Origin of the sequence: Pseudomonas sp. V88_4, from assembly GCF_029967985.1 — a bacterium.
Classification (GTDB): Bacteria; Pseudomonadota; Gammaproteobacteria; order Pseudomonadales; family Pseudomonadaceae; genus Aquipseudomonas; species Aquipseudomonas glycinae.
The window spans coordinates 137,392-150,628 of record NZ_JASCAF010000040.1 but is presented as its reverse complement, the minus strand read 5'-3'; the positions used below and the strand labels follow the sequence as shown (position 1 = coordinate 150,628).

Genomic DNA, 13,237 nt, shown 5'->3' with positions numbered 1-13,237 from the left:
GATATCGAGGATTACTTCGATGTCGCGTTCTGAAAGAAGGCCGCCGGCTGGTTTAAAAAATCGTCGATGCGCACCTGCAATTGCGTCCAGTCCGGCACGCTCAACAGGGCCAGATCGGGGATCATCAGGCCGGTGCAATGGGCGGTGATGAACTCGGCGCGTTCCTTGGCCGTTTTCAGTTTCTTCATCACTTTGGTGGCCCGCAGCGCCGGCATTTCCAGGCTCAGCGAAGTCACGGTGCGGCCGGTGACGGCGAGCGGCAACAGCAGTTGCACCTGATCGGGATCGTCGGACTGTTCCGCGTCTTCGACCTGGTCGAGAAAGAACGACGCCGGACGGGTCGAGAATTCGTGCACGTACTGCGCGATGGTCACGTAGTCCGGGCGCTTGAGCTGGTCGAGTTCCTTGACCGACAAGCCGGTGGCCAGCAGCGCCAGTTCGAAGAACTGGTCGTCTTCGTCGTCGCCGGCGCGTTCCAGTGCTTCTTTCTGGGCGGCGTAGAACAGCGGCTTGAGCTGGATCGATTCGATCTGCGAGCCGTCGTCGCCGGTAATCGGCGACAACAGATCATGCTTGGGTGGCATCCACGACATGTATGAATTCCTTGGTGATTCTTGAGGGGGTGTTGCAGTCCCTTGTGGGAGCGGGGTTTGCCCACTCCCACAGGGTTTTGTGTTTGCCTTTGGCCGACGCTTACGGCATCAGCACCGCACGACGGGCATCACCGAGGATGTCGACGCCGTTGAGCACGAACTTCTGGGTGCGCACGTCGATGTCGATCACCGGAATGCCGTTTTCCAGGCGGGTGTAGGTGCGGCAGGAGAGCTCCAGCGTGGTCTTGGGTTTCTCGCCCATTTTGATCGTGCCCTCATCGAGGATCTTCAGCTTGCCGCCCACGGTGTGGTAGGTGAACCAGGTGTTGCCGTCCTGATCCTGACCGGCTTCGCGCACGTTCAGCAGGATGTCTTCGCCCAGCTTCACACCCAGTGCAAGCATGATTTCCGGGCCGGTGCCCTGCAGGATCAGCTTGGCGCCGAGTGCCTTGGCGCTCTTGGCCATTTCCTCGACGATGAAGCGCCCGCCCGTCATGTTTTCCATCTCGAAATCGATTTTCGGCGGAGTGAATTCTTCCACGGTCGCCGACAACGGCAGGCCTTGCAGGGTGGCCGCGATGGCCTGTCTTACGCGGTTGGTAAACATTAGAGAACGTCCTCCAGGAACTGCTCGATGATTTCATCGCGGGCGTTGAGTTGATAAACCATGTGTTCGTTCGGCGCGTAGCGGCCGTAGTCGATGACCACGTACCAGGTGCCGTTCTTGTACTTCTCGACGCTGTTGAGTTCCGGGTGCAGGTACACGCTGCCGCCGGGAATGGTTTCGTCGGCGACCAGGGTTTGCAGCCAGTCGTTGATGCGTTTGACTTCCTGATCCATGAACGACTTGGTCAGGTTCTTCGCCATGGCTTTCTGGCCGGCCTTCACCAGCTTGCGGCTGATGGCGTCTTCCAGACCGACGTAGCTGATGAACTTGCCGGTGATCGAGCGGTTGCCCAGCAGCGAGAAGCCGCCAAGGATGGTGCGGGCGTAGTAGCTGACGCCGTAGCGGTTGAGCAGATCGCCTTCGGTGGAGGTGTCGAGGATGTTGTATTCAACGACCCGGGACACGTCTTCGGCGTAGGTCACCTGGTTGCCCGGGCTTTCCCATTGCTTGACCTTGGCCAGCGCGGCAATCGCCAGACTGGATGGCGCGAGGAACACGTTTTTCTTAGCGGCTTTCGAGTACACGGCAGGCATGTTGTGCACCACCAGGCAACGGTCGAAACCCAGATCCGCACCGCCCAGCTCCTGGCTGTACAGCACCTGGTCGGCGACCGAGGCGTCCTTGCCGTCCAGCACCACACGGGCCTTGATGCGCTTGCCGAACGAGGCGAACTCGCTGGCCACAGCCTTGGTGCCGGTGAAGCCCGGCGCGCCGATGATGGTCAGGTCTTCCGGGACACTGCCCAGTGCCGCCAGACCGAGCTTGCGGCCGGTGGCCGGTTCAACACCGCCGATCACGGCGTTGACGGTATCGGCCGGGGTCGCGCCCGCTTCGACAATCACCACGTACACCGGCACCTTGACCACTTTGAGGATCTGGTAAACCGCGTGGTACAGCGTGCCTTCTTCGGAACCTGTCGGATCGAGCAGCGCATGGGTGGTGAAGCTGTTGATACGAAACGGTGCGTTACGCGGAATCAGCGGATCGGCTTTCGGCGCGGTGCCGACCAGACCGATAACGTTGTCGCCCAGGCCACCCATGGCCTCGGGGGATTCGGTGGCATTGACGGTAATGCCGTTGTGCTCGAAGTTCAGAACCTCAGCCATAGTCAGTCAGCCTTCTTGGCAGCGGCCTTCACGGCCTTGGTGGTAGATGTTTTCAGCTCCAGTCGACCGGCGCTGTGCAGGGCACTGGCCTCGACATCGAGCAGATCGAGTTGCTGGCCGACGCTCGACCAGTGCCCACCGCCGGTGGGGAATGGAACGAGCACGGTATAGGTTTGGCGGGTTGCCATTTTTCGTTTCTCCATAAACGGGAAAGTCCCTCATTGGGAGGGGCTTGGCGGGTGTTGAATTTTTTTTTGGGGGAAAGAAAACGCCCCGGGGTTCGAGGCGTTTATTGGAGGTTTTCAGGAGGCGTTTGCGGCGCGCCTTCCGGCCATCCCTCAATCAGCATTTCACTATTGCAGGTACCGGCTCGAGCGGCTTCGGACAAAGCTTTTTCCCGGTCGAAACAGGCCTGTACATGAGATCGGACAGCCTTTGCGACTTGCAGAATCTGTGGTCCCCTCAGATCTATGAATCCGGCAACGGCCTTGTAACTGCATTGATAAGCAGGATCGAGAATGGCTGAAACAGCCATGCCGGCGATCAGCGACTGGCTGTCTCGGGATGTGTCGATAGCGACGCCATCGACTACGATGCCCGAGCTTTCGCGACGAAATCGCTCTTGAGCAATCAACTCCAGTTGGCGTTTTACAACCAACTCTCCGGTCGCGAAACCGAACGCATCCTCCAGTTCCTGGACAGTGGGCTCATGGTCAAACAGAATTTCACCATCAGCCAGCGGCCAGTCCTGGGCAACACAACGAAAGGCCGTACCTGAATTTGAGTAGGCTCTCAACATAGAGGACTCCTTAGAAAGTGTATTGGGAGATGTGGACATCGTTGGCACGTGAGACCGACGAATAGAGGCGGTAATAGATGGTCTGTGGCGTCGTCATGACCAGATCCGAGAACGGACTGAGAACACCCTGTCCGCCGACTCCACCGATGCCGCATCCTTTCAGCCCCACCTCGGTAACATCCGACGAAAGCCCCAGTAAGCCACCACCCGGAGAATCAATGCTTCCAATGTAATGAATGTAGCCACCGACGGTTTTCGCATTCTTCGGAACAACAGAGGCCAGCGAGATAGGGGTCGGCGACATCGATAAGCCGTTTTCCAGCACAGGCGCCTGGGTAATGGAAATTGAACGCTGATGTTGAATACCGACATTCATCAATCGATTGGCATCGGTTTGCCAAACGCTGACCAACGCACTGGCGCTATAACCGGCAGGCATATTGGTGCCAGCGTAAGTCTCTGGAACAGAAGTCGATGTCGCATTGACGACCAGCAGCTTTGCAACCCTCGACTCAGGGTTGTAAATGACATAAATGCCGACACTACCGTTGACAGGTGCAGCGCCGCTGTCCATTCCACCGACGCCGGTAGTTGTCAGATTTAGCGATAGATTGAGATTCGACAGCGTGTACCGGCCGACACCCGGTTGCTCGACAACAAGTTGGTCGGCGGTCAACGTTGCAACCGACGCGGCAGCAGACAACGACATTCTCAGATTGCGCGCGGCGCCTACTTCTGCGCCGTTGAGACGACTCAGTTTGGCCTCAGTAGCCAGTGCGGCTACGTCGATACTCCCCTGATTGATCGGGGCGTTCCAGGCCTTGATGCACCACATGACGGCGAGGTTGCGTGGTCGAGCCTCGCTCCCTCCCGACGTGTTCATGTAGCTGGCAAAGTTGGAATTGCCCGCTTGCGTTCCATTGTCGGCAGCGATACCCGCGGCGTTGGCGCCACCGGTATTGCCGAAAACGGGAATCCGGGTGTAGGTGTGGGCGTGAGCCTTGTTGTCATCCGCCTGCCAGCTACCGATCCCTCGACCGACATCGACCCCTCGCCCATGGTCCCAGCCTCGCAGGAACTCACCGCGAGACTCCGGCAAACGGAAGTTACCGGTGCCTTCATCGCCCTTGTTGAATTTTGTACTCAGGTACGCCGCCAGATCCGGATAAGTCGCAATGCTCTGCACACTGCCATCCAGCTCCAGAAAGCCAGGTGGAACTATCCCCGTCGGGAATGCCATGACGGCACCCACCGGAACGGCAGATCCGAGCCGGGAGACTTCCTTGACCAGTGCCGCTACGTCGATGTTTCCCTGATTGACCGGAGCGTTCCAGGCTTTGATGCACCACATCACTGCGAGGTTGCGGGGACGTGCTTCTGCTCCACCCGAAGCCTTGGTTACAACATCATCCATATTGTTGTATTGCTGAAGAAAGTTACGCCTGGTCTCGCCGGGCGCGAATGTATCGACAATAACGTCATAGACCGTCCCGTGTGTATGCGCCTTGTTGTCGTCCGCCTGCCAGCTACCAATCGCCCGACCGGCATCCACTCCCCGCCCATGATCCCAACCCCGCAAGAACTCCCCGCGCGCTTCAGGCAACCGGAAATTCCCGACGCCCTCATCGCCCTTGTTGAACTTGCCGCCCAGATAGGCGCTCAAGTCCGGGTAGGTCGCGCTGCTCTTGACGCTGTTGTCCAGCTCCAGAAAGCCCGGCGGCGGCGTATCAACGGGGAACGCCACAATCGAACCCACCGGCAACGCCGAGGCCTTGGCAATCAGCGCTTCAACTTCAGCCTTGGTGTAGGAGTCCTTGATGCCGAAACCGGCCAGCGTGTCGGGATTCGAGCCGGCCGTCGCGCGGCCATATTCGTCGACGCTCAGACTTTTGTAAGTACCGGCAGCAATCCCGGTACGCCCCGCGAGCATCTTGAATGTCAGCGCGGTAGTGCCAAGAGTGATCGGCGCGTTGGTGGTCAGGTGCCACAGCGAATCGCCGTTGAGCGTGCCCTCTTCCACCATCACCGTCAGGCCTGGCGTGACCTTGGCGCTGACGTTGGCATCGTTGGCCCGAGTCCAGTCACCGTTGGCGACGATCCACAGACCGTTGTCTTTCGCCAGGGTCTGATTCGGCAGCAGCACGCGGTCACCCGCAATCACCGCCACGCCATCGATCTGCTGCGCACCGTTCAACACCACATTGGCGGTGGCGGCGACGCGAACCGACTGTTTGCCATCCAGTTTGCCGAGTTCTTCGGCGAGGTAGCTCATGACCCAGGCGCGAGTGGCCTTGACCACAGTGTCATCGATCAGCAGCGTCACCAGCGAGGCATTGCTGGTCTCGAAAATCGAGCGGATGTAGAACTCTTTTCCCGACCCCGACGTGGCCAATACCGGCTTGAACGACTCCGGGTATTTGACGATGGCGTAGAGAATCCCGGTGTCGGTCCACAGGCCGGCTTCACGCACGTACCAACCGCCGACGTCCGGCGGAATGGTGACTTCGGCGAGCAGCCAGCTCGGATTCTTCTCGTCCTGGAACAACGCGTTGAGCGGACCGCGCCAGACTTCGCGTTTCAGCGCGGTAGCCGTCGCGGCCGGGTTGTAGACCGCTCCGCCGCCATCGCCGACGGAAATCTGCGTCAGCTTGATCGGTACGCCCGCTGCCTTGCAGGCGGTTTCGTAGGCAATCCCTGCGTTGGTGAGCAGGGTGTAATAGTCAGCCATTCAGGCCCCCTGAGGATAAATAGTGGATGTTTCGACGGTGTACATGCCTGCGCCCAAGAACGTCTCTCCCGAGGCTTCGAGCCCTTCGATGAACACCGGATAGACCGTGGTCAACTCACCGCAGAAGGTCGCGGCGCCAATGACGTGACTGCCAAAGGCGCTGAGGCCGACCGATACCGACAGCACGTCACGCTCGCTCTTGGCATCAGCCAGACGCCGGTCGAGACGGGCGTCGATTTCTTCGCTGTAGGGTTGTTCGCTGAAGGCGCGCACGGAAAAGCTGTAGGGTTCGCCGGGCGGTGTCTGTTCGTACCAGGCGCGAATTTCCGGCCGGAGTTGCAAACCCTTGGCGGCATTCTCCAGCGCCTTGCGAGTGCCGGCCTGGCGCGCGGTGGGCCAGGCCAGTTCGACGGTCAGGCGCTTTTCCGCTTCGGGTGCGTCGGTGCTCCATTCGGCCACCCCGCGATCCGCTGCGAGATACGGCAGGAACGCGATGGGTGTCGAAGCCGGATTCATCAGTTCGGGAAACGGCGGAGCGACGCGATCAAGCAAAGCGCCGAAGCCGATGTCGAGGGCCCGTTCCAGCGCCGAGCTGTTGGCCGGCAGCAGGGTCGGACGCGGTGTCTGATCAGTCATAGCGTCTGAACCTCGACCTCGACCGCCGTGCAGTACGGTGCTTGAAACGCGCTGCACACGATCGGTGTCAGCGGCTCAAGAATCTGCAATTGCACGGCGCCGGCGCTGTGCAGCGTGTAGTCGATCCAGCTCGGATCGACCCGGCCTTCCAGGCGATGGCAACTGTCGGCGTAGGCTTGCAGATGCTGCTCGGCGGCGACTTTGGTCAGGCCCGAATCCGGGCCGGAATTGATCTTCGCCACGACGCGGATTTTGTAGCGCTGAATCTCGGCGCCTTTGACCGTGACCTTGTCGGTCTCCGGACAGACATCGGGCCGGGAAAAGTGTCGGCGCACGCCGTCGAGCAAGGTCGGGGACGGCATACCGTCGCCCTCGCGGGCAAGCACGGTGACTTGCACTTCGCCAGGCGCGGTGCGACGACCATTGCCGTCCTTGACCTGCGCGGCGAGGCCGTCCGGGTCGAAGGTGTAGGTGACGTTCACCACACCGGCCTCGGTGGATTCGACTTTCACCGTCGGCCGTTCACCGAGGGTGAAGACCTCGCGGCGATACTGCATACGCGAACCCGCCGCCGGCGCATGGGGTGCCAGGTAATAGCGTAGCCGGGCGTCATCGTCGCTCTCGTAAATCGCCGGCACCGGCGGAAACGCTGCCGGGTCGCCCGGATCGAGCAACTGTCGCTCCAGGCCCATGTCCGCCAGCCGCGCATCGAGGTTGCTGCCGGTGGCCCACCACGCCAGCATCTGCTTGATCCGGGCGTTGTATTTGCGTTCGTGGGTCTGCAGGCGAACGCAAAACGCTTCGAGCGCCATCGTCAGCAGTTCGCTTTCGTTGTCCAGGCTGGTCTTGAGCTTTTCCGCGCTCTGCGGCGAACGTGCGCCGACGTACTCGACCACGAAGGTCTTGAACTCGGCGAGCAGATCCTCGAAGGCATCGACCTTGATCAAGGAGGGTTCGGCCAACTGATTCTGGCCGGGGATCAACATGCTCATGTCACGACCTCGAAAGTCTGTTGGCGGTTTTTCCAGGTGCCGGCAAATCGCAACAGCAATCCCGCGCCCTGTCGGGTGGCGACGATCACGCCGGGCTGGAAATCGCCGATGCCGTTTTGCGGGTTGTAAAACGCCTGGGCTGCGTGGCTCTGGGCGAGCAACAGGATGTCGTCGCCCAGGTTCTGCCCCAGCAACGTGGGGATCAACGATCCATAAAGGGGCCTTTTTTGCCGGGTGCCCAGCGGCGTGGTCAGGGCTCGTGTCGCGCGCTGCACGAATTGCAGCCAATCGTCGACCGTGGCCCCGCTGTCTCTATCGATTCCGATCATGGGAAGCTCTTGATTCAGGGGCTGATGACGCGGCCCTGGTGATCCACCAACGGGCCGCTGAAGTGCACGCCCGAGGCGTCGATGGTCAGGCCGACCGCGCCCAGTTGCAGGTTGATCGCTTGCGGGGTCATCGCCAGCCGTGCCGGACCGATGCTCAGTTCAAGCGACTCGCGGGAACCATTGAAGGCGGCCGGCCCGTTTTGCCAGTGCAGCGTGTGCGTGGCGTCGTCGTAGCCGCTTTCGCTGCCGTCCTGATGAACACGACGAGTCAACGTCGGCACCGTCGAGGTTGGTGGAAAACGGTCACTGTTCAGGCCGAACAACGCCACGCTCTGCGCACCGCTTTCACCGCTGCCGTAGTTGAACAGCAGACACTGCTCACCCACCGTCGGGATCCGCGATTCGCTCTGCGCACCGGCGCTGGGGTTGAAGAATTTGATGGCCGGGGTGAGCAATCCACCGTGACTGACCCGGCAGGTGTTGCTCGCGGCGTCGACGTCCTGACAGATGCCGATGCGGCAATAACTCTCGGCGCGCCGGTGCAGGTCTTCGATCTCCGCTTCCATCTCGGCCAGGCGTTCGATGATCGGGCCCAGTTGCATTCGCAGTAATGCGTCGAACATCGATCAGGCCTCCAGCGAGGTGTATTGGTCGGGATCGTCGATGTCGCTGACTTCCCAGGTGCGGGCAAATTTCGGTGTGCCGAGCGGGTCGTCCAGCAGGGTCGGGCCCAAGTAGAGGGTCTGGTTGAACGACAGCGTCCAGGCTTTGTTCGGCTGATCGGCGCGGACGAGCAATGACGGCATTCCATCGATGTTCATCGGCAGATCGCATTGCTCGCCGGGCAAGCCCCAGCGGTTGTCGGTGATCAGGTTTTTCAGGGCGGCGATCAGATCGCACGCGGCAAACGCCGTGGCAGACAGCGCCGGAATCACTTGCAGCGACAACGTGAGCACATGGGCGATGCGACCGTTGGCGGCGCGTTCTCCCGGTGCATTTCGCTCGATGTCGATCAGCACCCATGCCTTGTCGCCGGGAGCTGTGAAGTCATCGTGATTGCCGACCTGCACGTTCAGGTCGGCGTTGTTACGCAAGGCTGTGGCCATTGCCGTGAACAGCTGCGAAGGCTGCTGGATCGGTGTGGGCATGCTTGACCTCCTTTTCTGATGTCCACGCGAAGTCCCGCCGCACGGCGTGCAGCGAGACAGGAAAGTGAATGGGTTATTGCGGGTCGCGCGGCGGAACTTCGCACACGCCGATGCGCTTGGCAGCCCAGCGTTCGTAAAGGCCGATGGCGACGTCGGCACCGGCCATTGCAGTGAGGCAACCAAATGCCCCGGCGGCCCAGATCGACAGCCCGGCGGCATACAGCAGCATGATCGCCGAGACACCGCAGATCATGCAGGCGCCGGAGCGCAAGGCCAGGCGCCGCAACAGTGACCAGCCGCGAGCGCCCTCCTTGTCGGCACGCCACATTTCGCCGGACACCCCGCCCACGACGGCCAGGAGGATGACCAGCCAGATCGGCATGTCCGCCAACGCTTGTTGCTCGTTTGTCATGTCACGCCTCCTGAAAGCGTTGATGAATGAAGAGAAGTGAAGAGGCGACACCGGACGGGTGTCGCCTCTGAAGCGGGGAAGAACAGCTACAGGTTCCGCGCATTCATCAGTTACAGGCGCTCGACAATGACGTTGTCGATGAAGGCGTAGTTGGCGTACGGGTTCTGCTCGTTGGAAAACGCCAGAGTTGTCTGCGCGGTAATCGCGGTGAACTCGTAAGTGACGGTGCTCCACTCGACCGCGACGCCTTTGGCTGTCGGTGTGTTGAACGTAGCGGTTTGCCCGGCCACTTTCACCTGAATGACACCGTCGCCGGAGCGGCTGGCGAATCGGGAGTTGCCGGCACTGAAAGTCAGACGGTACTTGGCGCCCGGAGTGGTCGCGAAATTCTGCTGAATCCCGCCACCGTTGCCATAAACGTAGTTGGCCAGGTCGACGATCATCACGCCATCTGCTGCCACGGAACCGCCGATGGCATTGGGCATGTTGAAGTATTCGGCACCGGACAGGAACGTCGTCCAGCCTGTGATGGCATTGGTTTTTGCCGGGGTGTCCAGAATGCAGCCACCACCGCATGTCGATTGTTCAAAGCTGCCGTTCACCAGGAGGTTGGCGGCGATTGCGCTGCCGCCATTGCCCAGCAGTGCAATAGCGAGAAACGGAGCTACGTATTTCTTGAGAATATTCATGTCTTTACCTATGAGGAGATTGATCAGGTTGTGCTGGCGATGCAGCACGCATGTCGCTCACAGGCGATCGCTCGAGACTCGTGGCCTTCACATGATTCAACGTTCCGCAGCGGGAACATTTGATCTGGAGTTCTGTGTACTCGCCCACCCGGGCGAGCAGTCGATTGCAATGGCCGCAGCGGCATTCTTTCAACATCGACAAATCCTTTTGATTCCCTGCGGGGCCTTGCTCATGCCGCGAAACCTTGTTGAAGCGCCTGCCTCAGGCAGGCATTCCAGAAAGCCCGGCGCCGGGGCCGGGCTTTTAGGTCATACAGACCAGAACAATCGGGTCGTCGATTCAAACCAGCGAAAAAGGCTCTGTCGGCCAAATCATGGTGTACGGGTAACCCGGTTGATTCCTGTAATCGCACACGGCGATGACGTATTGTTTGTAAGCCAGCAACGCCGCTTCTTCCTCCGGCGTTGCGATGCCCAGATCCTGCTTGTAATCCAGCGGGTTGAACGTCAGCCAACCTTTGGCATTCGATAGCTTCTCAGTGGCGAGGAACTTGACCTGGCTTGCCACCTCTTCGAAAGTGGGTGCATGCAACTCCCACTGGTTGTTGACCAGTCGGGCATTCCATCCGACCACAACGTCCGTGTTTCCCGTGGCATCCACCCACAGCCCCCCCAATCCGTCAGGAAAGCTGACCGGTTTCCCTTCGTCGGTATCAACCACCCGATAAACCTTGGAATTGGGCATCGTGATGAAAACGTATCGATTCATGCTTATCGTCCTTTTTGATTGCCGGGATCCCGGCATTTCCGTTCCTGCCGGACAGGCAATCCAGAAAGCCCGGCTATACGCCGGGTCATTCAGTCATGCGGTCCGTATGCAGCGTCATGAAACGGTGATTTATGGAACTTCAGGCCAGGTGATTGCCAGCGGGTAACCTGGCTGTTTGTTGACGTTGCTCATATCAACGAAAAACTGCTTGTAGGCCTGCAAGCCCGCGATATCGGCAGGCGTCGCCAGACCCAGTTCAACCTTCTGCTCCAGGGCGGTAGCCAGCAGAGTGGCGTTGACTCGATCAAATCGGCGGGAGCGTTCGGCGCGCAGCTGCATGGACAACTGCGATGGCTGACCCCACATATCGCTGTCGGTAAAGGTCCAGACGCCATCGGTATTCACCGCGTTCCAGGAATAGTCGATCTTTGGCAATGCGGTGACATCCACCCAGACTTGACTCGCCGGGAAATCGTCGGTGATCGGGTTGTTGGTTTCGAAGATGTTGTCGACTTTGCCATCCACAACACGCACGTACTTCTTCATGGTCATCATCCTTTTTGATTGCCGGTCTCCCGGCATTTCTGTTACTGCCCAGAAGGCATTCCAAAAAGCCCGGCATCTGGCCGGGCTTTTCAGTAATGCGCTCCTTCGCCTTCCTTCCATCCTGTGTCCGTGAAGGAAGCTGACTTTTCGGCGCTACTGGCGCGGTACGAGTCCATTCAAATTGTTTTTCCGACCGCGGTCCCTGCCCGCCGGATAACTGCTTCTGGTGCTTTACGCTGCACACCCGGGTCAGTTGCCAACCCTCTGAACCGTTGAGGCCGGTTCATCGCTGCCTGTTCTTGTGGAACTAAAGAGCTGTTGTTGCCAGCCGCTTTTTCGAGCGGCTTGGTGGCAAGAATATGCATGGATGCATATCCAGTCAATGCGTAAATGCATTTATTTATGCACGAGAAATGCACTCACGCATGGAAGCCGCGCCGATCAAGGGCTGAGCGGTTTTCGAGAGGCGAAAAAAAACCCGCCGTGGACGGGTTCGTTGAAAAAAGGGGGGTGCTATCGGCCGTGCACGCCCTCCAAAAGACATGACCCAGGATGGCGGTATGCGCTACCTGCATACGCTGGAAGCCGTCCTCATCCGGACGCTCAGGTTCAAGTCCTGAAGTCGATAAATAAATCGCATGCCTGTATGATCGCGCGCAACCTCGCGCTTGCCCGATAGCAAGCGCTCTGTAAATTACAAGTTTAAACAAGGATGCAACTATGTCCGATTCAACCAGAGGGCGAATCGTTTTTCTCGATTACATGCGCGTATTTGCTTTTGTCAGCGTGCTCATCGGTCACAAGTTTTTTAATATTCTTGTGGATACAGCAAGTGACGGAACGCAGCACATCACTATTCGAGTTATTGCAGAAATCCTTATTCCGCTCTGCTTGGGAGGAGCTGCCGGCGTAGTGGTGTTCTTCCTGACATCCGGATACATCATCACTCACGTACTGCAAAAAGAAGTTGCAACCGAGTTTCTTATAAAGCGCATTTTCAGAATTTATCCACTGTATGTGGCTGCGATCCTGCTAGAAGTAGCTCTCGCCCACTTTGTATACGGGGGTGCCGTCCCGCCCATCAGCGTTCTAGTCAAGCGCGCGCTTCTTATTGGTGACTTCTACAATATGGAACCAGCCCTGGCTGGCGTGGAATGGACATTGCGCATTGAAATAATGTTCTATCTATTCATGTACGTAATGAAATCAACCCGAACCTTGAGTATTCCAAAGCTGCTGCCGTTCATTTATCTATTGGCGGTATACGCGCTTTACGAATCTCCCGCCTTCCCTAGCTGGGGCGTGTTCTCCTTTGGTTACTTCAACGCTTATGCTCCATTTCTATTTGTGGGCTCGCTTCTGTATCTGGCAGAGCGCCGATTGACCTCCAGAACTGTGTGCATCCTGGCGATCGGCGCCATGCTCTATATGTCCATGGATTCAATAGCATCCAGCCACCCATACTGGGGAGCTAGCCACTACGCAGTGTATGCTCTGCTTATCTTCTTGACGGGTTTGCTTTTCCGCGCACACCTGGAGGACAGTAAAACACTTCGACTGATGTCTGATCTTACTTATTCGGTGTACTTATTCCATAACTGGATGTGGGAATATTTTGCTATGCCGTTCAAGGCCATCGGACTGTCAGGAGCCTCGGAGCAACTCGCGATTGCTGTGACTTTCTTCGTGTTCTGCTACATCACGCACAAAACCATCGAAGCCTGGGGAATAAAGTTGGCGCGTCCCGTAATACAGCAGGTTCGCCGCATAGATGTATCGGCCTTGATACGCCAGATCAGAACACCTGCGCAGCATTAATATTG

18 protein-coding genes are annotated in these 13,237 nt (G+C 58.7%); 1 reads left to right on the top strand and 17 read right to left on the bottom strand.

The annotated features are described in order from the left end of the window. Positions 1 to 11: 11 nt before the first annotated feature. From QLG12_RS15910 to QLG12_RS15830, 17 genes are all read right to left on the bottom strand, one after another. Positions 12 to 593: a phage tail assembly protein gene (locus tag QLG12_RS15910; RefSeq protein ID WP_102686571.1), complete on the bottom strand. Its 582-nt coding sequence runs from the start codon at positions 591 to 593 to the stop codon at positions 12 to 14. A gap of 100 nt (positions 594 to 693) precedes the next feature. Then, a complete protein-coding gene (locus QLG12_RS15905; protein ID WP_282474891.1) occupies positions 694 to 1,200 on the bottom strand; it encodes a phage major tail tube protein in 507 nt (168 codons plus the stop codon). Continuing rightward, on the bottom strand, positions 1,200 to 2,366 hold the full coding sequence (locus tag QLG12_RS15900) for a phage tail protein (RefSeq protein WP_074691321.1): 1,167 nt from the start codon (positions 2,364 to 2,366) through the stop codon (positions 1,200 to 1,202). Before QLG12_RS15900 ends, QLG12_RS15905 begins: the two co-directional genes overlap by 1 nt. A gap of 2 nt (positions 2,367 to 2,368) precedes the next feature. Next, positions 2,369 to 2,554 carry a hypothetical protein gene (locus QLG12_RS15895; RefSeq protein ID WP_282474890.1) on the bottom strand — a complete coding sequence of 62 codons (186 nt, stop codon included), beginning with the start codon at positions 2,552 to 2,554 and terminating at the stop codon, positions 2,369 to 2,371. 101 nt (positions 2,555 to 2,655) lie between these two features. Continuing rightward, positions 2,656 to 3,165, bottom strand: a complete 510-nt coding sequence (locus QLG12_RS15890; RefSeq protein ID WP_282474889.1) for a DUF4376 domain-containing protein — start codon at positions 3,163 to 3,165, stop codon at positions 2,656 to 2,658. A gap of 10 nt (positions 3,166 to 3,175) precedes the next feature. Then, positions 3,176 to 5,893: a phage tail protein gene (locus QLG12_RS15885; RefSeq protein WP_282474888.1), complete on the bottom strand. Its 2,718-nt coding sequence runs from the start codon at positions 5,891 to 5,893 to the stop codon at positions 3,176 to 3,178. Beyond that, complete coding sequence (locus tag QLG12_RS15880; protein ID WP_282474887.1) at positions 5,894 to 6,529, bottom strand: phage tail protein I; 636 nt, start codon at positions 6,527 to 6,529, stop codon at positions 5,894 to 5,896. After that, a complete protein-coding gene (locus QLG12_RS15875; RefSeq protein WP_282474886.1) occupies positions 6,526 to 7,521 on the bottom strand; it encodes a baseplate J/gp47 family protein in 996 nt (331 codons plus the stop codon). The genes QLG12_RS15880 and QLG12_RS15875 overlap by 4 nt, the downstream gene beginning before the upstream one ends. Next, positions 7,518 to 7,850, bottom strand: a complete 333-nt coding sequence (locus QLG12_RS15870) for a hypothetical protein (RefSeq protein ID WP_007954853.1) — start codon at positions 7,848 to 7,850, stop codon at positions 7,518 to 7,520. Before QLG12_RS15870 ends, QLG12_RS15875 begins: the two co-directional genes overlap by 4 nt. A 14-nt stretch (positions 7,851 to 7,864) precedes the next feature. Then, a complete protein-coding gene (locus tag QLG12_RS15865) occupies positions 7,865 to 8,473 on the bottom strand; it encodes a phage baseplate assembly protein V (RefSeq protein WP_064593819.1) in 609 nt (202 codons plus the stop codon). A 3-nt stretch (positions 8,474 to 8,476) separates the two neighbouring features. Further along, entirely contained in the window at positions 8,477 to 8,998 is a 522-nt protein-coding gene (locus tag QLG12_RS15860) for a hypothetical protein (protein ID WP_282474885.1), read from the bottom strand. Between the two features lie 73 nt (positions 8,999 to 9,071). Further along, positions 9,072 to 9,410, bottom strand: a complete 339-nt coding sequence (locus QLG12_RS15855) for a phage holin family protein (RefSeq protein ID WP_039771226.1) — start codon at positions 9,408 to 9,410, stop codon at positions 9,072 to 9,074. A gap of 110 nt (positions 9,411 to 9,520) precedes the next feature. Beyond that, on the bottom strand, positions 9,521 to 10,099 hold the full coding sequence (locus QLG12_RS15850; protein ID WP_064384039.1) for a DUF642 domain-containing protein: 579 nt from the start codon (positions 10,097 to 10,099) through the stop codon (positions 9,521 to 9,523). Positions 10,100 to 10,103: 4 nt separating this feature from the next. Then, positions 10,104 to 10,295 (bottom strand): Com family DNA-binding transcriptional regulator, encoded by a 192-nt coding sequence (locus QLG12_RS15845; RefSeq protein WP_197868733.1) that lies wholly within the window; start codon positions 10,293 to 10,295, stop codon positions 10,104 to 10,106. A gap of 144 nt (positions 10,296 to 10,439) precedes the next feature. Continuing rightward, positions 10,440 to 10,868 carry a tail fiber assembly protein gene (locus tag QLG12_RS15840; protein ID WP_197868734.1) on the bottom strand — a complete coding sequence of 143 codons (429 nt, stop codon included), beginning with the start codon at positions 10,866 to 10,868 and terminating at the stop codon, positions 10,440 to 10,442. A gap of 129 nt (positions 10,869 to 10,997) precedes the next feature. Then, positions 10,998 to 11,414 carry a tail fiber assembly protein gene (locus QLG12_RS15835; RefSeq protein ID WP_085748125.1) on the bottom strand — a complete coding sequence of 139 codons (417 nt, stop codon included), beginning with the start codon at positions 11,412 to 11,414 and terminating at the stop codon, positions 10,998 to 11,000. Positions 11,415 to 11,590: 176 nt separating this feature from the next. Continuing rightward, positions 11,591 to 11,779 (bottom strand): hypothetical protein, encoded by a 189-nt coding sequence (locus tag QLG12_RS15830; RefSeq protein WP_282474884.1) that lies wholly within the window; start codon positions 11,777 to 11,779, stop codon positions 11,591 to 11,593. A gap of 355 nt (positions 11,780 to 12,134) precedes the next feature. Here QLG12_RS15830 and QLG12_RS15825 point away from each other — a divergent pair, with 355 nt between their 5' ends. Next, complete coding sequence (locus QLG12_RS15825; RefSeq protein WP_197868735.1) at positions 12,135 to 13,232, top strand: acyltransferase; 1,098 nt, start codon at positions 12,135 to 12,137, stop codon at positions 13,230 to 13,232. The last annotated feature ends 5 nt before the right edge of the window (positions 13,233 to 13,237 follow it).